The organism is Fibrella rubiginis, from assembly GCF_017353185.1.
Lineage (GTDB): Bacteria > Bacteroidota > Bacteroidia > Cytophagales > Spirosomataceae > Fibrella > Fibrella rubiginis.
Window position 1 is genome coordinate 377,367 of record NZ_JAFMYV010000003.1, and the last position, 20,362, is coordinate 397,728.

Consider the following 20,362-nt stretch of genomic DNA (forward strand, 5'->3'; position numbering starts at 1 on the left):
ACCACAAACACATTTTGCCCTAGTGTGCCTGTTATCTTGAGAGTGGGTACCACTGGGAGTACGGCTGCGGTAGTCGCCTACGTTTGGACAACACCAACGGGGCTGACCGTTGGCACAGGTACCAGCGTTACGGTAACAAGCCCAAACGTAGCAGCCGCTAGTGCCGTGTATCAGGTACGTGGTTTCAGTTCGTGTGGCACTTCAACTTCAGCAACAACAACGGTAAATACAAGTAATAGCTCTGTCACCGCACTCGGCCGGGTTAATACTAGCTATAGTTCGTACATCACTACGTGCGCTGCAACAAGTTATAGCCTTGCTGTAAACGTGGCTCAACCACCCATCATTGCCTTCGCCTGGTCGGGGCCGAATAATTTTACCAGTACGCTTAATCAGCCTAATGTAACAGGGACACCAGTTCCGCCAGGTGCTTATAGTGTCGTTGTTACTCACGAAGGAGGGTGTACGTCCAACGGTGTGGCGACACTACAGTATGGTAACCCAACTGTCTATATGGGTTTCGCGCCAGAAATACGTACATGCGCCGGAACGCCCGTTACGCTAAGTGCCTTGCTTCAGTATGGACCGTCCACGATGAACTACACGTGGCGAGGCCCCAACGGGTTTGTTAGCAATGGGGCTACCATAACGGTTTCTAACCCATCAACAGGCCTATACTATGCTGATGCGGTTTATTCAGGGGCTTGCTCCGGCACAGCAACCAATTCAATACAGGTAATTATTGCCCCGCCTCCAGTAACGCCTACAGCCAAAACGAGTTGGAGCAGTGCCTACCAAGTAGCAAGTGCTACCTGTCCTACGACTCGCCTCGATCTAACAACAGACATTCCTGCTTCCGCTTCGGCCACCTATAGCTGGTCTGGACCGAATGGTTTTGTTAGTACCAATGCCGCTCCTTTTTTGGAGGGGTCGCCAGTGCCTGCTGGTGCATATTCAGTATCGGTCACTTTTCCCAACGGATGTGGCACTTCAACAGCTAGGTATTCGCTGATCTACAAGAAGCCCACGCTCACTGTTTATGAGGGTAATTCTAGGCCAGGTCGCTATTGTCCCGGCACTGCAACTTCGCTGTTAGTATTGGCTTCACCGAGCGGTATACCTTTTGTAGCCCAATGGGCAGGGCCAAGTAATTTCTCGGCGACTGGCACAACGGTAGAGATCCCCAACGCTCAGGCTGGCATCTATAGTGTAACAGCTACATTTCCAGCGAGTTGCTCGGCGAACTCCGTTGCAGTAAAAGAGCTAACCATTGGTCCGCCGCCTATCACGGTACAGGCGAGTGCCTTGTCCGGACAGATCAGCCAATCAAGATTATATACTGATGACGTGAACTACGCCTGTACGGGTACAGTCGTTCAACTTACGGCCTCGCCCACATCCGGTACGCCGGTTGCATATCGATGGCAGGGGCCAAACGGCTTCGCAGGGGTGTCAAGTCAAGTTACGCTACTGGCGATGACGTCAGCTCTGGCAGGTATTTATAGCGTCACAGCGCTATATGATGGCTTTTGCCAGGGATATTCGACAGAGTTTACTCGCATTGCTGCCCGGCCAGCACCTAACCTAATTGTGCAATGGGAGCGGTTAGCCTATTCACAAGGAAGCTCAGTAACTGATTATATAACCCCATTGGCTATTTGTGAGAGCAATCACCTTAGGCTGCGAACCGGTACGTTTGGCTTCGAAAGTGCATACAGTTATAGTAGTAACCTGCTTTGGGAAGGCCCAAATGGTTTCACTTCGAACGCACCCGATATTTATATCGCAAACCCTGATCCTGCTAAGGCAGGTCGCTATGTCCTGACAACCACCTATGGGCCAGCCTGTAACAATGCCGTTGTCAAAGACACAGCCTATGTGCTGTATGGTGTACAGCCACCCACAATACGGGCAACGCAACAAGTTGTTGCAGCTGGGGCATCAGTCACGCTATACGCCGACAATTGTAAAAGTTCTTATGCATATAAAATCGTGTGGTCTAATGGCATGGTAGGGCAAAGTATAACCGTGTCCCCAACTGAAACAACCACCTATCGGGCCACCTGCACTGTCAACATCTGCACCAGCAACCCCTCTGAGCCGCTGACTATTACAGTGTTGAATACCCCCGTCGCTGACGTAGCCTTGCGGATGAAGACAGACCGGCATGTGGCGAGTGTGGGCGAACCCATTTCGGTAACCATAACCGCCGTGAACGAAGGCACCGCCACGGCGTCTAACTTACAGGTGCTGAGTCGTTTACCTGCTTCGCTGGCCGTTCAGAATCTGGGCGATATGCAGGCCATTTCGGGCGGAGTGCAGGGGAGTATTGCGTCGCTGGCTGCGGGTATGACACAGAATCTGGCGTTTACCATCACCCAGCAGTCGCCAGGCAGTAGTCGGCTGGCGGCGCAACTTGTTTCGTCAGACAACCCCGACGTTGACTCATGGCCTAACTCCGGTACTAATGACGGGCAGGACGACGTGGCTTGGGTGAATCTCCTCACTACCCAACCGGGCGGCATAACCGAATCGCCAGAACCGTTTCCGGCGGTGCTGCCAGCGGCAAACACAGTACCCGTTACGCTACCAGATGGTTTAGTTGATTTGAGCCTTGCCCTGAAAACAAGCAACGCCGCGCCTAAGCCGGGGGATGTTTTTTCAGTTAGCCTGATCATCAGTAATGAACAATCGCGCCGGATGCTTACGCCATCGCTGCGGTGTCTGCTGCCGGCAGGCCTCACGTTCCTTAACGGTACAGGTGCGACGGTCGCAGGTCAGCAGGTAACTATTGCCGGGGGTGATTATTTCTGCGATCCATTTATCATTTATCAGTTTCTGGTGCAGGCCGTTAGCCTTGGCGATAAAACGATAGTGGCCGAGATACAGACCTGCGATTGGCCCGACACCGACAGCACTCCTAGTAACGGCACCGACAATGGCGAAGATGATACCGCCAAGGTCTATCTGCGGGTGCGGTAGTAGCATTTAACCAGCTTATAATTTGATTTAGCCAACAATACGGGCAATCATGCTGTTTATACGTTACGGTTGACTTGTCCCGTCAGCTACACGACGACTATGAAAAAGACCCTTTTGATGCTGGCCATAGTGGCCGCAACTTTCGCAACTGCCCAGGCGCAGGACGTGAAAGAAAATGCCAAAGCAACGGGCCGTGCGGCCAAGAAAACCATGAACGCTGCCGGTGATAAAATTGACCGCGAGGCCAATGAAGCGAAGCAGGATGTGAAGCAGGAAAGCCGCGAGGCGAAGCAGGGCATGAAACGCGCCGCCCGCAAAACCAAGCACACGGTGAAGCACACAGCTCACAAAATGACCAACTAGTCTGGCAATAGCGCCATAAATTAAAAAGGTCAGATTCCACAGAATCTGACCTTTTTCTTGTTACAACGGTCAGGCAGCTTTGCCTTGACGCACCCAGGCATTGGCCCGTATCACGTTCTCCCGTTTATTTGTGCTTATGAACAACCCCCACAACGTCCTGCTCTTCGGTATCACCCGCGATCTGGTGGGACAAAATCGGCTGGCCGTTCAACTCCCCGACAATAGTCGCGTAGCTGATCTGATGACCGTGCTGCATCAGCAATACCCTACGTTAGCAGGCATCCAGTCTATTCTGGTGGCCGTTAACAGCGAATATGCTGACGCTGACCAGATACTAAGCCCAACCGACGAAATTGCCCTCATCCCCCCCGTTAGCGGCGGGTAAACAGTATAGTGTACCATGATTTTCCTGACTGAAGACCCCATCGACATCAACGCTGCTTACGGGCATATCCAGACTGGCGAGGCTGGAGCTATTAACTTCTTCTTCGGCGTGGTGCGCAACAACACCCAGGACAAAGCCGTAGAACTGCTTGACTATGAGGCCTATGGCCCGATGGCTGTGCGCGAAATGCAGAAGATTGCCGATGAAGCCTGCCGCCGCTGGCCGGTGCTCAAGTACGTAATCATTCACCGGACCGGCACGCTGCACATCGGCGAAATGGCCGTATTGATTGGTGTATCGACGCCGCACCGGGGCGACTCGTTCGAGGCTACCCGCTACATCATCGACACCATTAAGCAGACCGTACCCATCTGGAAGAAAGAACAGTTTGACGACGGGGCGGTCTGGGTTCAGCCAACACCCTGACAGCAGCCATGCAAACCTACGTGCTTCTGTTGCTAAGCTGGGCGCTGTTTGGTATCGTGCACAGCGTTACGGCTACCAGCTGGCTCAAAAACAGTCGATTTATAGCGAAACTGGTATCACCAGCTTATTACCGACTGGTTTATAACGCACTGGCTATCCTCACCTTCATACCCGTGTGGCTGGCCCTGCATGAGGCACCGGTTCAACTGATTGGCCACTGGCATGGGCTGCCTTTGGCAGGCGGTTTTTTGGTTGGTCTGGGGGTGGGCGTCAGCTGCATGGCTCTTAGACAGTACGATCTGGCCGAGTTCGTGGGCTGGCCAACCAGCGCCTCTACTGATACAGCTAGCCTCCGGCGGTCGGGTTTGCTTCGGTACGTACGCCACCCGCTTTATTCGGGTATTCTGCTGATAGCTGCCGGGTTGGTTGTGGCTGAACTCAGCTGGCGGCAAGCACTTTTCGGCGGTTGCGCATTCGCTTACATCCGTACCGGTATTTATTTCGAAGAACGCAAACTAGTGAGGTTATTCGGCGACCAATACCTGCGTTTCCGGCAGCAGGTCCCCATGCTGATTCCTTCCCTTCGGCCAGCGGCGGCAACAACCAACTAAGCCGAATACATCATTTTGGGGTGAAGGTGCGTGATTTTTTCGTTGATTCGTGTCAACTAGCCACCTATCCTCATGCCCTACCCTCACCAAAAATCAGTAGTTCGTACTTTACGTCAACGTGGCTGGTGGCTGGCCTGTCTGCTGATGGCCGCCTGCCTGTCGGGTGTGCTGATGGGGCTGCGGGAACCTGTTAAGTCAACGGATCTTGACGCACTAAATAAGGCTGTAGTGGTTGGAGACTCCAGTTTTATCAATCTCTGGACTGCCCCCGCCGAGTCGCGGCTGCGTAGTCTGCCCGCACCGGACCGCGCCTTGATCCGGTATGGCCGCGATCTAATCGCCAACACAGCCAACTACCTCGGGCCGAAAGGGTCAGTGGCGCACATGAGCAACGGGATGAACTGCCAGAACTGCCACCTGAAAGCCGGTACGCAGCCCTGGGGCAACAACTACGCGGCGGTGCAGGCTACCTACCCCAAATTCCGAGAGCGGTCGGGGACGGTCGAAAACCAGATAAAGCGGGTCAATGATTGCTTCCAGCGCAGCCTGAATGGTCGTCCGCTCGATTCGTCCAGCCGCGAAATGCAGGCTATTCTGGCCTATATCAAATGGCTGGGTACTGATTTGCCACCCAAACAGGTGCCACGCGGGGCGGGTATCTTCAAACTGAAAGGCATGAACCGCCCCGCCGACTCGACACGCGGACTGGCTGTCTACACCCAAAAATGCCAAAGTTGTCACCAGCCGGGCGGCGAAGGCGTTCTGGCCCTGGGCGGCCGAAGCTACACCTACCCGCCACTTTGGGGCAAGCACAGCTACAATCAGGGGGCGGGGCTGTTCCGGCTGTCGAACCTGGCGGGCTATGTGCGCTACAACATGCCGCTGGGTGCTACCTACGAAGCTCCTCAACTCACCGACGAAGAGGCATGGGACGTGGCAGCCTACATCAACTCACGGCCCCGCCCCGCCGGCGATGTCAGCCGTGACTGGCCTAACCTGGCGGGTAAGCCATTCGACCATCCTTTTGGCCCCTATGCCGACCCCTTCAGTGAACAACAGCACAAGTACGGCCCGTTCGGTCCTATTAAGGAATGGAAAGAAGCCCACAAATGAGTTCACTATAAACCAGCCAGACAGTTATGAAAAACACTCTTTTTACCCTCCTGTGCCTGTTTTCGTTAACCGCGCCTGCGTTAGCACAAACACAGCCTGCCGCCAAAGAACACCGCGTGGTGTTTCACCTGGCCACTGACGATACCCTGGTTTACCAGATGGTGATTCGGCAGGTCAACAACATTCTTAACGTTTGGCCAACGGCTAAAATAGAAGTGTTGGCCAACAGTTTGGGCATCAGCATGTTCCGTCGCGAGGGGTCGAAATTGGAAAAGCCTGTTCAGGCACTGACCGAAAAAGGAGTCATTTTTGCTGTGTGCCAAAACTCGATGCGGGCTATGAAACTGACTAAGGACGACATGCTGAAACAGGCCACATATGTGCCCGTCGGCGTGGCCGAACTGGTTATGAAACAGGAAGACGGCTGGTCGTATATCAAGGCTGGTTTTTAAGCACAGACATAGACCGCCGATTGATCTGCTCCACCGGCGGTCCCACAAATCCACCGTGACATGATGCCATCAAGACGTACGTTTTTGCAGACCGGCTTGCTGGCTGGTGCTTCGGCCACCGTACCGGTGGCGACTGTGGCACAACCTGTTAAGTTGGGCCCTACATTGGACGGTACGCCGGGCAGTGGCACTATCACGCTCCTGCAAACCACCGACGTACACTGCCAGCTCCATGCCCATGATGAGTTGTTTTGGGAAAACGACCAGCTTACGTTCCGCAAAGCGGGTGGCTACGCGCATTTAGCCACCGCCATCAACAGCATCCGTCGGCAAAACCCAGCCAATACCCTGCTGATTGATACCGGCGATATGTTTCAGGGGAGTATGCTGTCGGTCAAAACAAAGGGCGAAGCATTTGTACCCCTGCTGAACGCGCTGAATTACGACCTGTTTCTGCCCGGCAATTGGGAAGTGGTGTATCAGAAAAAGGCTATGCAGCACTTACTGGGAGGCCTTCAGTCGCCCAAAGTATGCACTAACATGCATCACGATAAAGGCGAAGGCGTGAAGGGCGAACTGATTTTTCAGCCCTATCAGATCCTCAACCGGTTGGGCATAAAAATTGGCTTCCTGGGCTACACAGACCCGTTGGTACCCATCCGGCAGTCGCCACTCTACAGCAAAGGTATTGTGTATACCAAACCCGAAGAGAGCATCAAGTACTGGGTCGACGTATTGCGCAATCAGGAGCAGTGCGCCGTCGTGATTGTGCTGGCCCACCTGGGGTTGTCGCAACAGATTGCCCTGGCCAACCACCCCGACACCGAGGGCGTAGATTACATTTTCGGGGCCGACACGCACGAACGGGTGCGCAAACCGATTCAGGGCAAGTGGGCCAAAGTGGTCGAACCCGGTGCGTTTGGCTCGTTTATCGGTCGGCTGGACCTGACGATAAAGGACGGTAAGGTGACGGGAGAACACTACGAACTGCTGGAAGTAAACCCCAAAAAGTACCGGGCCGACCCCGCCGTGCAGCGGTTGGTAGAACAAATCGAAGCCCCTTACAAGGCTGATATAAACCGGGTGTTAGGCTACAGCACCGAACCACTATACCGCAATTTTGTGGTCGAAAACACCATCGACACCCTCATCACCGACGCTCTGATGTGGAAACTAAAGCCCGACATAGCCTTGTCCAACGGCTTCCGTTTTTGTCCGCCCCGCACGGCTGGTCCCGACGGGCGCGTAGCCATTACGGAGGGTTATCTCTACGACATGCTCCCCGTCGATGCAGCCATACGAACGGCAAAAGCAACTGGCCGACAGGTACTTGACTGGCTGGAACGGGAACTGCAAAACGTATTTGCCAATGATGCCAGCAAACGGTTGGGGGGCTGGGTCGTACGCTTCAAGGGCATGGAAGTCGACTTCAAAGCCTATGCCCCGGCAGGTCAGCGGGTGCAGGCAGTACGCATCGGTGGCCAACCGCTCGACCCCGCCCGCACCTACACCCTTTCGGCCTGCGAACGCGAAGGCGACCCCGCTGATATGCTCTGTCGCCTGAAGGGTGTGCTCGATGGGCAGAACACCACCGAGTCGATGCACTCCGTGATGAAACAATACCTGACCGCGTTCTCGCCCGTCAGCCCCAAAATGCCCCGTGCGGCCCACATCCTCGACGGCCCTCAAACCTTGCTAACGCAGGTGTATGGGGTTGATTACCAGTTCACCTGACTCGTTAGTTAGGCAAGCAAAAAGCTACCCACAATTTGACCCATTGCATATTACGTCAGCCTGATTATCTGACCATCAGCTGGATAGCATTCTGCTAACCTTCTCCTCCCTATCGGCCTAACTGCTAAGCCGGATACAAGCGCGTATCGTACGACCGGAGTTAACTACGGACTCGCTGTACCAATGAGTTGATCGTACAGCCATCGACTCATGAATAAATACCTTATTTAATCCGGGTTAACCCATCATCGGCCACGCTGAAGCCATTCACCCTGGTGAGCACGATGAGTGGCGGTTGGCTGTACGTTCCCTTTTTCATGGGCACCGTCTGCCATGCGCTCAAATGTGCCTGAAAATCATCTCCGGTCAGATGTAGAAAGTCCATGTTCTTAATCATGGTCAACCCTGTTTTTAATCATGATCAGTGATAAGGCCACTCATGGAATGGCAGCTACCTCCCCACTTACTTTTAGTTCATGCTTCGAAGGCAATCTCGGCCTGTAAATGATTCATGAGTCGAAAGTAGCCCTGCTGCATGTACGTTACCCGCTTCTTCTCTGGCCAAGGCTGGATGTAGCCAGTTGGCATGATGTTCTTACCGCATTTCACTAACCACCTACTAATCCTACAAACCATGAAACTTCTTTTACCCGTCAAACAGCGTCTGTTTAACCCAAAAGCCCGTCGGACGGGCTTTTATTGGTCAATTGCTCTGCTAGCCTCTCTGAGCTTTATCTCCTTTACCTACAAAACTTCTCTTGACCTCAGCAGGTCCATCATGCCGGCCGGGCCGACCAGGTCAGCTATGGCATCAGCACCGGGCTCAGTGGCCGGACAATCCCGCCAACTTGTTGCTCCTATGGGTACAGTGTCAGCAGGGTCGATCCGAATTACTGAGTTCATGTACGACGGGAAACCGGGCGAATTTATAGAGCTTACCAACGTTGGGGATGCCGCCGTGAACATGACGAACTGGCGATTTGAGGATGAGAATCACACAAATCCGCTTAGCCTAAGCAAGTTCGGGGTGGTATATCCCGGAGAGTCGGTTATTATCACTGAAGCAACTGACAGCGCCTTTCATGCTGCCTGGGGTTTACCAAGTACCATCAAGGTGATCGGTGATAACACGACAAAATTAGGAGGCAGTGACGAGATCAATATTTATGACAATCTAAACAGCCGGGTAGATTACCTTAAATATTCCAATTCAACGGCCAATGGCACCAGTTTCTGGGCCAGCCTGCCTAACCTGGGGAAGAATGATCCTACCAAATGGCAGAAATCAGTAGTAAATGACATCCAGCGATCATTCACTACGGTTACAAGCCCCACAAATACGGGTAACCCTGGCCGGTACTCATACCGGACGTCAGCCGCTTCGCCGCTCATCCAGGCTACCCAAACTACGCCCTACATCCAGTTGGCTACCTATAGCGTCGGCTTTGTGAGTGGTGTTTTGAATGACCCTACTGATCCGGTCAGCACGTTGGGTACTTCGTTTTCAATTAGCGACACAGACACACCTGCTTCAACTCTGGTGGTTTCGGTTACGAGCAACAACGCCGCCGTTGTGCCTAACGGCAACCTCATCCAGAACAAGACGGTGACGGGTTCGGGACTCAGCCTGAACCTAAAATTCGCACCAGTCGGTGTGGGGTATGCTACCATCAGCGTTATGGTCAGTGACGGCAGTTCCTCAGATACGTACCTGATCAACTATGCAGCCTCGGCGGCCTCGCAGAACCCCACTACCTCCCGCTTCCATGCGGGCACCAGCGACGGATCGACGGCCATTAATATCGATGCCGATTATATGCTGGTGGGCGACGATGAGAATCAGACGATTCGCCTGTATAACCGCAAAAATTCGGGAACACCCGTAAATGGCTTCGATTTTGCCTCCGTGCTGGACCTTTATAAGAACAACGGTAAGGGAAAAGAAGTCGATATTGAAGGTTCGACCCGAACGGGCAACCGCATTTTCTGGATTGGCTCCCAGAGCAATAACGAAGAAGGCGAATCCAGGGTAAACCGCAACCGGGTCTTTGTAACTACGGTGAGCGGCACGGGGGCCAGCACATCCTTAAGCTACGGAGGGCGATATGATTACCTTCGGGATGACCTTCTCAACTGGGATGCGGGTAACAAGCACGGGAAAGGAGCTAACTATTACGGGCTGGTAGCCAGTGCAGCCTCCGGGGTAGATGCCAAACAGGCGGCCGGCTATAATATTGAAGGCCTCGAATTGGCACCCCTGGATAGTGCGGGCTACATCTGCTTCCGGGCACCGCTGATACCCACCAATGATCGATACAAGGCGTTGATTGTGCCCGTTACAAACTTCACGGCCTTAGTAACGAGCACCAGCCAGTCATTGCCAGCCGGGAGTGCCAAATTTGGGAAACCAATCGAAATGGATCTGGGCGTGCGGGGTATTCGGGAGATGCGCAGAAACAGCAACAACGAGTACATTATCATTGCCGGCCCTCCCGGCACGGCAACAGACATTGCCCCCAACGACTTCAGGCTGTACACGTGGAATGGAGACCCGGCTTCGTTTCCCATATTACGCGATGCCGATCTAACGAGCCTAACTGTTCCGGGTAGTTTTGAAGGTATTGTGGACGTGCCTAATCCGTTGAAAAGTACCAGTTCGATTCAATTTTTGATGGACAATGGGGTCACCCAGTTTTATAATGACGGCACTGCAACCAAGGATCTACCTCAGCCCTTATTCAAAAAATTCCGATCAGAACTCGTCGGCCTGGGCGGCGAAACGCCTCCTCCCCTTGCCTGGCAGAAAGCTCTGGGCGGTACGGGGTCAGAAGGATCATCAGCCGGAGCCATAACGCCTACGTCGGATGGAGGTTATGTGCTGGCAGGCTCTACATCGTCTACCAATAATGGTGACGTTGGTGTAAATCATGGTGGTGTGGATGCCTGGATTGTGAGGGTCAACAGCGTAGGAAGCATCGTATGGCAAAAAACAGTAGGGGGCTCATGAGAAGATGCGTTTGAGGGTGTTGCCTCAACCGGGGATGGTTATGTAGCGGTCGGACGGACGTATTCCAGCGATGGCGATGCCGCCGGCAATCACGGTGGTGCAGACTTGTGGGTCATCAAATTCAATTTTACTGGCGATGTTGTCTGGAAGAAACTGCTGGGCGGATCGGCTAATGAGTGGGGGTTTGGGATCGCCACCGCGACCAATGGCGACATTGTTGTAACGGGGATAGCTAATTCAGGTGATGGCGATGTTAGGGGGCAACATGGTGGTGGCGACTTCTGGGTTGTCAGGCTAAACAGTTCGGGTACAATGCTTTGGCAAAAAACGTTAGGCGGTAGCTCCAACGAAGAAGCCTTTGCCCTAACAACTACAGACGACAATGGTCTGGTTGTAGTCGGCTACACTTTTTCCAACGACGGGGACGTGACTAGCAACAAAGGCTCGATTGATTATTGGGTGGTCAGGCTATCAAGCACCGGCGACATAGTTTGGCAAAAAACCCTGGGTGGTTCCAACTGGGACTTTGCCCGGGCCGTTACCAAAACAAAACAGGGCGACTTTCTGATAGCCGGCCGCACCCAGTCACACAATGGCGACGTGACCGGCAACCACGGCGATTGGGATTATTGGGTAGTCAAGCTCAGTAGCAGCGGGCAGCTACTCTGGCAAAAGGCCCTGGGTGGGTCGACTTTTGATGAAGCGTTTGGCCTTACGACCACCACCGATGGAGGCTGTGTCGTGTCAGGATTTACCCGATCCATCGACGGAGATGTGACCGGTAATCACGGCGGTGCTTTTGATCCGAATGCTTCTAATGCGGAAGGTACCAGTGGCAGAGAAGATGTCTGGGTAGTTAAACTGAACAGTTCCGGAGAGCTGGTCTGGCAGAAAACCTACGGGGGAACAGGTGGCGATATAAGCCGCGGCTTGCTGGCTACAGCAGATGGAGGCTACCTGCTGGCTAACACAACTACATCTACCGATGGCGATGTAAGCGGCACACACGGTCAGGCTGATTTTTGGGTGGTTAAATTAGGCCCAACACCGCGTTCTGCCGTGTCCCCTCCCGCCCTGGAGCCGCTCTCCCTGCTAGCCCCTAGCTACGACTGCCAGACGAAGACATTGACCTTTCGTACCAAAGGAGGCGATGGGTCACCCATTGAGTTTTCGGCTACCGGCATTACCGACTGGACTACCAGTCCAAACCAGCGCCTTGAAACGAGTGCCATAACTAATCTTGATGGAACTCCTCTACTCCTGAAAGCTCGCCAGAATGGGCAAACGGCCAGTTATGCCTTCAATGCCAGCGATAACTGTGGGGGGTGCGATTTCAGCAGCGGCCCCCGCAACGTGGGTACCTGGAATGGGCTACTCGTACAGATTCGCACTATTTCCGGACACAACGTACTGGTAACGGCCGATCCTAATTCGACTACCGACAAATACTACCCACGTGGTGATAACTTCTGGGGAAGCTTCGCGCTCGATTCTGGCGCAATTGCTTTACAGAGTTGCCTGAACGCTGGGACTACTGCCTGGGGAGGGTTAACCGCGTCAAGTTTTCTAAAAGCACCTGCTGGCTATAAGCAGGGAACCGAAGCCGATGGGGCGGCTTTCTTTGTTCAGGCCGCCCTCCCGCAAAATACCTGCGATGTGAGCCCTCGCCATGTGGGTACCTGGAACGGGCTCAATGTGGAGATTCGGACGTTTGCCAACGACCGGCACGCCCTGGTAACAACCATACCGGGAGCCTCTAACGACAGGTATTACGTTCGGGGAGACAATTTCTGGAACTATGTTACCAGAGACGGGGGCGTTGACCAGTATCGGTTCTGCCTCAACAACGGTGCGACAGCCTGGGAAGGACTGTCTCTGCCCGGCGGTATAGTACCGCCGGCGGGTTATCAACAAGGTACCTCACCCGATGGGGCTGTCTTCTTCGCTCAGAGTGACCCAGCCCTGCAAAGTATTTGCGATGTAAGCCCCCGCCATGTGGGTACCTGGAACGGGCTCAATGTGGAGATTCGGACGTTTGCCAACGACCGGCACGCTTTGGTAACAACCATACCGGGGGCCTCTAACGACAGGTATTACGTTCGGGGAGACAACTTCTGGACTTATTTTACCAAAGACGGGGGCGTCGATCAATACCGGTTCTGCCTCAACAGCGGTGCGACAGCCTGGAGAGGACTATCCCTGCCCAGCGGTATAGTACCGCCGGTGGGCTACCAGCAGGGTACTTCACCTGATGGCGCTATTTACTTTTCGATCAATGGGTTACGGGCGGCGGCTGCCGAGCCGGCTCTGGACGAATCGTCGCCAGTCTATGTTCAACCGAATCCCGCACAGGATGTGGCTACAGTAATATTCATCCTGAGGGATGCGGGCGATGTACAGTTGCGATTGCTGGATTTACAGGGACGGGTTCGACAGACACGAACCGATAGGGGTATAGCTGGCAAAAACGAACGGACGCTCGTGATTGGATCATTGTCGACAGGCTTGTATATACTAGAGGTAACGCTGGAGGGCCGTCGGGTCAATCGTAAGCTGGTGAAAGAGTGAACCGGCTGATCTTGACGAAACCAGTGCGTCTACGAAAATCCCATTCGACACAGTCCAACGTTTAACTTAACATGTTGCCCATGTTGTTGTAAGCAATACGGGCAACATGTGTTGTAACAAGTGGCGCTTACTTGATAGATAACCTGAGAACTGACAATCTTCCAGCAACTGGAAGCGATAACGTGCTTATCGTAAACGGTGTGTTTTTGATCCTGTCCTCGTGATACGCGGATAACAAACACAGCCAGAATAAGGCATTATATCAATGAATGGCGCTGAGGTACTAGAAACAAAAACCGCCTGATCGTTTGATCAAGGCGGTTTTCTTTGTCGGGAAGGCGGAAGTGGACTGTCCACGACTCTCCCGCCCAAAGCGGGACACGCTACCAATGAAAAAGCCAGCCATTGCTGACTGGCTTGGTCGGGAAGGCGGGATTCGAACCCACGACCTCTTGCACCCCATGCAAGCACGCTACCGGACTGCGCTACATCCCGTTTTAGTGAGACAAAGATAAAGGAAGGGAGTTCAAAGTCCAAAGTCTAATGTCTAAAGTTGCTTCGCCAGTCCGTCGTTCACCGAATCGATGCAGTTCGCAATAGCTTCGCGTGAAGCAACTTTAGACATTAGACATTAGACTTTGGACTTTGAACTCCTTTACTTCTTCGGATCCAGCGCCTGCTGAATGCGGGCTTGCAGGTCGGCGAGGTGGTAGCGGCTCATGGTGTCGGTTTGGCGGGGAACGGCGGCGGCGACACTACGCTGTAGACCAACGAGTTCACCCCGTACAACCGACATGATATCCGACTTCCGAATATCCGTTACCGGACCGGGGTTGAACCGGAAACCAGCCCCGCTAAAGGGGGCTGCGGCGCCACCCGCCGAGGCCGGTGTGTTCAGCACGGCAATCAGTTTCTCGGCATACGCTTTCTGCAGATTCCGGCGGAACAGGTCGATGGGCTTGTTTGTGGTTAGCTCCTTAAAAATACCGTTCTGCAAATCGGTCATGAACTCAATAAGCGAATAACCTGGTGTGCCCGACTGCCCCATCGTGCCTGAACCCGTTTCGATCAGCCGCGACAACCGACCCACATCGGTAAGGCTGTTGAGGGTGGTTTCCTGCAAGGTGCGGATATAGTCTACCCCCTGATCGGGACGTACCAGCGGCAGAATTTTTGGGTCCAGCAGCCAGGTTGGGGTTTGGAATAATTGGGCATTGAGGAATGCTACGGCCTCTTTTTGCAGGGCGCGGGGCGTAGGTTCGTAGACCATCATGCCGGTTTGGTCATAGGTGCGGGGGGTCTCGTAGATACCGCCCACATACTTGGTCACATGGCCCATGTACCGCCGAAACTGACCCACGATCTCGCCGTGCATTTCGCGGAGCTTGTCATAATCCTCGGCCTCTTCGCGGGTCCACTCAACCAAGTTGGGCAGAATGCGCTTAAGGTTTTTGATGCCGTATTCGCTCGCTTTCATGGCGTTGTCGCCCAGGTCTTCGCTCTGCGAACGGGGGTCCATCGGGTTTATTTCCGTACCAAACCAGTAGCGCGGGTCCTTCTCGTGGCTCTTCACCATCTCGTTCAGCACCAGCTTGTCGGCAGTGGCATCTTTGGTGTCGTAGATGGGTTTGTAGCCCCATTCCACGGCCCAGATGTCGTAGGTACCAATGCGTGGAAACAGGTCGGTGATGCCGTCTTCGGGTTGGGCTACGTAGTTGAAACGGGCGTAGTCCATGATGGAAGCGGTGTGGCCATTTTGGGCAATAAACGCCTTGTCGCGCAGTTTCTCTACCGGCGTAGCGTGGCTGGACCCGAAATTATGGCGCAGCCCCAGCGTGTGGCCTACCTCGTGGCTCGACACAAACCGCACCAGTTGACCCATCAGTTCATCGTCGAATTTGGGCTTGCGGGCGCGGGCATCTACGGCGGCACCCTGTACCACATACCACTTCCGCAACAGGTTCATCACGTTATGATACCAGCCAATATGACTCTCAATAATCTCGCCCGACCGGGGGTCGTTGACGTTGGGGCCGTAGGCGTTTTCAATGTCAGACGCGAAATAGCGGATCACCGAATACCGGGCATCTTCCAGACTCAGGGTAGTGTCGGCGCGGTCCCAGTCTTTAGCCATAACCGCGTTTTTCCAACCCGCTTTTTCAAACGCTTTCTGCCAGTCGGCCACACCCAATTTCAGAAAAGGGCGCCATTTGGTAGGCGTAGCGGGGTCGATGTAATAAACAATGGGCTTTTTCGGCTCGATCATCTCACCCTTTTTTTGCCGTTCGGCGTCGGCCTCATTTTTGGGCTCCAGCCGCCACCGCACCGCAAACGTCTCATCTTCCGTGCGTTGTGAATTGTCGTCATAAACGGTGTAGTTATTGGCAAAGTAGCCCACGCGGCTGTCGAACAGGCGTTTGCGCATGGGCACTTTCGGCAGCAAAATCATCGACGTGTTGATCTCCATCGTCACGGCACCGGCATCATTACCCCCCGGCAGGCTTACCGTGGGCAGTGGCGAGGGCGTAGCCGACGGCGGCGTGGGCGTGGTATTGACATTGAACGTGCGCACCACCCGCACCTCGGTGTTGATGGGGTACGATTTCACGCTTTGAATAAACGACCGGTCGGCCGCCGCCGCCGTGATCCGGTAGCGGAACTTGGTTGTGGGCGTCAGCGACACAACCTGATTATCATTCCGGAAGAAATCGGTCACGTCGATTACCGACGAGCTGTCTTTACGAATGGCCCGAACATCGAACGCCGCCGCGATGGGTTCTACGTTCGAGTTGCGCACAGCCTGCGAAATGGGTAGGGTGTCGCCCCCGGCCGTGCTGACGTTGATGTAGCTAACCACCCGGAGCAGCAGCCGTTTGTCAGGGCCTCGTTCCCAGCGTAGCACCTGCCGGTTGGCCAGTTCGCCGCCGTAGCCCGCGCCGGTGGGCGCTTTGGCAATGCGGGTGATGGCCATAAACTCACGCCCCAGCAGCGAGTCGGCAATTTCGAGGTAATACTTGTCGTCGATTTGGTGGGCGGTAAACAACCCCTTGCTGGTTTTGGCCGCTTTGGTAATCACCTCGCGGTAGGGTTTAATGGCTACCCGGGGCGGCCCGGCGGCAGTAGGCGAGGCCGTATTGGTGGTGGGTGGAGTGGCCGTAGCTGATGCGGGAGCAGTGGGTCGGTTCTGCGCCTGCGTGGGCAAAGCAAGCCCCAGCAGCGCCAAGCCGCACAAGCTTTTTAGTAACTGTTGATGCATGGAAATAGGTTATTTTTACAAAAGAAGCCGCGTGAATACGCAGTCAATAAACGCCGGAATAAGGTCCGGCTACTCATTTCTGTAATGTGCTATTACAGGCTTTAAAAGCCTTTTTCCATGAAATACCCCCGCCGTCTTTCGTCAGGTGCCAACAATACGGTCATTGTCTTGTCAGAGACGGAGGTGGCTAAGCTCTTTACGGGCGATACGCGGTCAGACATTGGTTCGGAGGCTGAGAAAATGAAGGTTGCCAATGCCATTAATGACCTTGTGGTGCGCTTCGTTCGCCTCGATTACAACGAAGCCCTTGCTGCCGAAATGCTGGTGATGGAACGCATCCGTCCCATTGATTATCGGGCTTACGAAGTAGAACGCCGAGAACTCTGGTTCGATGTTTTCGCCGACGAACTAGCTCAACTCCACGCCAGTGGCTTCGTCCACCGTGACCTGAAACGCCCCTCCAACCTCGACGGCCTAGCTTTCGACAACATCCTCCTCACCGAACAGGGCTTGCGCCTGATTGATGTAGGCATTTCGGCGTTAAAAAGTCAGGTTGGCGATACGATTTTTGCCAAATACATCGAGATAGAACAAGCCGAAATGGTTCAGTTCAAGGCGTATTTTTTGAATCGATAACCAAATAGCGGCTGTTACTTGTGCGGTATCCTATATCAGAGGCAAGAGGCCTGGAGGTTGAACGCCACGGCTTTAGCTTGGCGCTACGAGACCGCTCACCTCCTCCCTTTGGCGACTTTAGTCGCCCGTTTCAATCTGACTTATATACTCGATGGGGCTACAGCGATATTGTCCAGGCGGGCGACTTTAGTCGCTAAAAGGGAAGAGTTGGGCGGTTTCGTAGCGCCAGGCTAAAGCTGTGGCGTTCAACCTCCGGGCCTCTTGCCTTTGCGGCAGATCATTACAATTTCACGTCCTTCTTTACACGAAAAAGACCCCTGACACTGTGTCAGGGGTCTTTTTCATTACTCGATCAGGTGCTTTAGTTCTTTCCGCTACCCTGCTTGGCGGGGGGGGCGGGGGCTTGTGAGGCCTGCCGTTGCTGCTGCATGGGGTTGGGGCCTGCAGGCGGGCCGAAACCACCGGGGCGTTGCTTGAACAACTGGAACCGCGTAGGCTTCGACGTGCGTGGGAACGAGTTATTCTCCGTGTCGATATCAGCGATTTCCTGGTAGGGATCCAGCGTCCACTGCGTCACTTTCTTCGACGTGGCAATCACCTTGGCAATCTGGTTGTTGTTAAACCGCCAGATTTCGGCGGGGAACCGGGCCGTCGAATCGGTGCCGTCTTCAAACTCCATCCGCACGATTACGGGCATTGGCAAACCGCCTTTATTTTTCAGGGTCAGCGTATAGAAATTTTGCTTCGACTCCAGCACCGCCCGTTCGTCGGGGGTGAGCGTGGCAAGGTAATCCTGGTATTTCTTACGGTCGGCGTCCGTCACGGCAAACTGGTCGTAACGGTTGTAGAAGTCCATCATCGTGGTGTCCTGGCTTACCACCGTTTCGTCTTTCTTCAGGGCGTCGCGCTGCTTCGACACCGTGTTCATCCGGCGCTTGTAGGCTTCGCGGGCTTCGGCTTTGACCACCTCCGGATTTTGACTGCTCGGCTGATACCAGTTTACCGTAACAAGGTCCTGATCCACAGGCTCTACACCATAAAACCAGCCTTTCCAGAACCAATCCAGATCTACGCCTGAAGCGTCTTCCAGTGTGCGGAAAAAGTCGGCTGGTTCGGGCGATTTGAACGCCCACCGGCGGGCATATTCCTTGAAGGCGTAGTCGAACAGGTCGCGGCCCATGACGGTTTCGCGCAGAATGTTCAGGGCTGTGGCGGGTTTGGCGTAGGCATTGGCACCCAGGTTGATGACGTTGTCGGACGAAGTCATAATCGGCGAGAGCACCGACTTATCAGCCTTCATGTAGTCGACAATGTATTGGGGTTCGCCACGGCGGCTGGGGAAATTATAGTCCCACTCTTTTTCGGCCAGATATTGGCAGAAGGTGTTCAGGCCTTCGTCCATCCAGGTCCATTGGCGCTCGTCGGAGTTCACGATCATGGGGAAGAAATTGTGGCCCACCTCGTGAATGATTACACCGATCATGCCCGCTTTCACCTGCTCCGAATACGTACCGTCGGCCTCCGGACGACCACCATTAAACGAGATCATGGGGTATTCCATGCCGCCACCCGCTGTGGCGTGGCACGAAATAGCCACCGGGTAGGGGTACTTGATGGTCCGGTTGCCATACGATTTCAGCGTATGCTCGACCACGCGGGTTGAATACTGGCCCCATAGTGGATTACCCTCTTTCGAGTAAAAGGACATGCTCCATATCTTGTGGCCGTCACCGTAAACATCCGTTTGCATGGCATCCCAGATGAACTTGCGGCTGCTGGCGAAGGCAAAATCGCGCACGTTGTCAGCTTTGTAGACCCACGTTTTGGTGCCTTTCACGTCGGCAGGTCGGGCCTTTTCGGCGGCCTCAGCTTCGGCCTGGGTCACGATCACCACGGGCGTTTTGCTGGCGGCAGCTTTGGCCATGCGTTGCTGTTGGGCAGATGTCAGCACCTGTCTGTAGTTCTGGCACTCACCCGTTGAGCCAACAATGTGGTCGCTTGGCACGGTGATGGCCACTTTGTAATTACCGAAGATGAGCGTGAATTCGCCCTGCCCCAGAAACTGCTTATTCTGCCAGCCGTTTACGTCGTTGTATGCGCAAAGTCTTGGAAACCAGTGTGCTATGAAATAGTTACTGTTACCATCCTTGAATTTTTCGTAGCCCGAACGGCCATAATACTCGGTGATGAAGTAATTCCAGTCGACGTTGAATGAGTACGACGTACCCGGCTTCAGCGGCGTGGGCAGGTCAATGCGCATCATCGTTTCGTTGATGGTGTAGGGCAGTGGCTGCACGTTCTTGCCCGCCGAGGTCACCTTCGTGATCTTGTAGCCAAACTTGTCACTCGCCTGCTGCTGGCTGCGTTCGCGTACCGATGTCAGGTTTTGCAACTGCGTGAAGCTCATGCCGCCCTCGCTCACGCCACCCGTGCGGGTGATGCTGCCGGTTGATCCCTTGGCAAACAGGTTCTGGTCGAGTTGCAGCCAGATGTAACGCAACTCGTCAGTCGAGTTGTTGTGGTATGTAATCGTTTCAGTGCCGGTAATTTTCTGTTGCGCGTCGTCGAGGGTGGCCTTGATATCGTAGTCGGCGCGGTTTTGGAAATAGTCTTTACCCGGTGCACCAGCGGCAGTACGGAAGGTGTTGGGCGTGGGCAAGGCAGGTCCCATCTGTTCGAACTTGTCATTGGCGCTGAAGTTCGACGGAGCCGTTTGGGCCGCGGCCCGTTCGCTGAGTAGCAGGGCCAGGCCCAGAGCCAGCACCGACCCGATTGTGTGTCGCATAGAATTGAGTTTGTGAATGAAAAACCACCTTAAAAATAAAGAAA

Annotated in this window: 14 protein-coding genes and 1 tRNA gene; 11 read left to right on the plus strand and 4 right to left on the minus strand. The window is 54.2% G+C overall.

From position 1 onward, the window contains the following. The first annotated feature begins 2,028 nt into the window (after positions 1-2,028). The 8 genes from J2I47_RS08475 (at position 2,029) to J2I47_RS08510 (ending at position 8,066) form a co-directional block, all read left to right on the plus strand. Positions 2,029-2,982, plus strand: coding sequence for a DUF11 domain-containing protein (locus J2I47_RS08475; protein ID WP_207364131.1), 954 nt, complete (start codon positions 2,029-2,031; stop codon positions 2,980-2,982). Between the two features lie 99 nt (positions 2,983-3,081). Next, entirely contained in the window at positions 3,082-3,345 is a 264-nt protein-coding gene (locus J2I47_RS08480; protein WP_207364132.1) for a hypothetical protein, read from the plus strand. 136 nt (positions 3,346-3,481) lie between these two features. Continuing rightward, positions 3,482-3,730, plus strand: coding sequence for a molybdopterin converting factor subunit 1 (gene moaD / locus J2I47_RS08485; protein WP_207364133.1), 249 nt, complete (start codon positions 3,482-3,484; stop codon positions 3,728-3,730). A gap of 15 nt (positions 3,731-3,745) precedes the next feature. Beyond that, positions 3,746-4,156 carry a molybdenum cofactor biosynthesis protein MoaE gene (locus tag J2I47_RS08490; RefSeq protein WP_207364134.1) on the plus strand — a complete coding sequence of 137 codons (411 nt, stop codon included), beginning with the start codon at positions 3,746-3,748 and terminating at the stop codon, positions 4,154-4,156. Between the two features lie 8 nt (positions 4,157-4,164). After that, positions 4,165-4,767 carry a methyltransferase family protein gene (locus J2I47_RS08495; RefSeq protein ID WP_207364135.1) on the plus strand — a complete coding sequence of 201 codons (603 nt, stop codon included), beginning with the start codon at positions 4,165-4,167 and terminating at the stop codon, positions 4,765-4,767. A 72-nt stretch (positions 4,768-4,839) separates the two neighbouring features. Beyond that, entirely contained in the window at positions 4,840-5,880 is a 1,041-nt protein-coding gene (locus J2I47_RS08500; protein ID WP_207364136.1) for a c-type cytochrome, read from the plus strand. A gap of 26 nt (positions 5,881-5,906) precedes the next feature. Continuing rightward, positions 5,907-6,332 (plus strand): DsrE family protein, encoded by a 426-nt coding sequence (locus J2I47_RS08505; protein WP_207364137.1) that lies wholly within the window; start codon positions 5,907-5,909, stop codon positions 6,330-6,332. Positions 6,333-6,392: 60 nt separating this feature from the next. Continuing rightward, complete coding sequence (locus J2I47_RS08510) at positions 6,393-8,066, plus strand: bifunctional metallophosphatase/5'-nucleotidase (RefSeq protein ID WP_229374414.1); 1,674 nt, start codon at positions 6,393-6,395, stop codon at positions 8,064-8,066. A gap of 223 nt (positions 8,067-8,289) precedes the next feature. Here J2I47_RS08510 and J2I47_RS08515 read toward each other — a convergent pair whose 3' ends face one another. After that, positions 8,290-8,463 carry a hypothetical protein gene (locus tag J2I47_RS08515; RefSeq protein ID WP_207364138.1) on the minus strand — a complete coding sequence of 58 codons (174 nt, stop codon included), beginning with the start codon at positions 8,461-8,463 and terminating at the stop codon, positions 8,290-8,292. Positions 8,464-8,871: 408 nt separating this feature from the next. On the opposite strand from J2I47_RS08515, the gene J2I47_RS08520 reads away from it, so the two are divergent. After that, complete coding sequence (locus tag J2I47_RS08520; RefSeq protein WP_207364139.1) at positions 8,872-11,073, plus strand: lamin tail domain-containing protein; 2,202 nt, start codon at positions 8,872-8,874, stop codon at positions 11,071-11,073. Positions 11,074-11,178: 105 nt separating this feature from the next. Continuing rightward, positions 11,179-13,641 (plus strand): T9SS type A sorting domain-containing protein, encoded by a 2,463-nt coding sequence (locus tag J2I47_RS08525; protein WP_207364140.1) that lies wholly within the window; start codon positions 11,179-11,181, stop codon positions 13,639-13,641. Between the two features lie 418 nt (positions 13,642-14,059). Here J2I47_RS08525 and J2I47_RS08530 read toward each other — a convergent pair. Both J2I47_RS08530 and J2I47_RS08535 read right to left on the minus strand, forming a co-directional pair. Then, positions 14,060-14,136, minus strand: a tRNA-Pro gene (locus tag J2I47_RS08530). Positions 14,137-14,296: 160 nt separating this feature from the next. Further along, complete coding sequence (locus J2I47_RS08535; protein WP_207364141.1) at positions 14,297-16,897, minus strand: zinc-dependent metalloprotease; 2,601 nt, start codon at positions 16,895-16,897, stop codon at positions 14,297-14,299. A gap of 117 nt (positions 16,898-17,014) precedes the next feature. On the opposite strand from J2I47_RS08535, the gene J2I47_RS08540 reads away from it, so the two are divergent. Further along, the gene (locus J2I47_RS08540) at positions 17,015-17,533 is read left to right on the plus strand and encodes a protein kinase family protein (RefSeq protein WP_207364142.1); all 519 of its coding nucleotides are present in this window, start codon (positions 17,015-17,017) and stop codon (positions 17,531-17,533) included. A gap of 361 nt (positions 17,534-17,894) precedes the next feature. Here the strand turns inward: J2I47_RS08540 and J2I47_RS08545 are convergent, their stop codons facing one another. Continuing rightward, positions 17,895-20,318: a M1 family metallopeptidase gene (locus J2I47_RS08545; RefSeq protein ID WP_207364143.1), complete on the minus strand. Its 2,424-nt coding sequence runs from the start codon at positions 20,316-20,318 to the stop codon at positions 17,895-17,897. Positions 20,319-20,362: the final 44 nt, after the last annotated feature.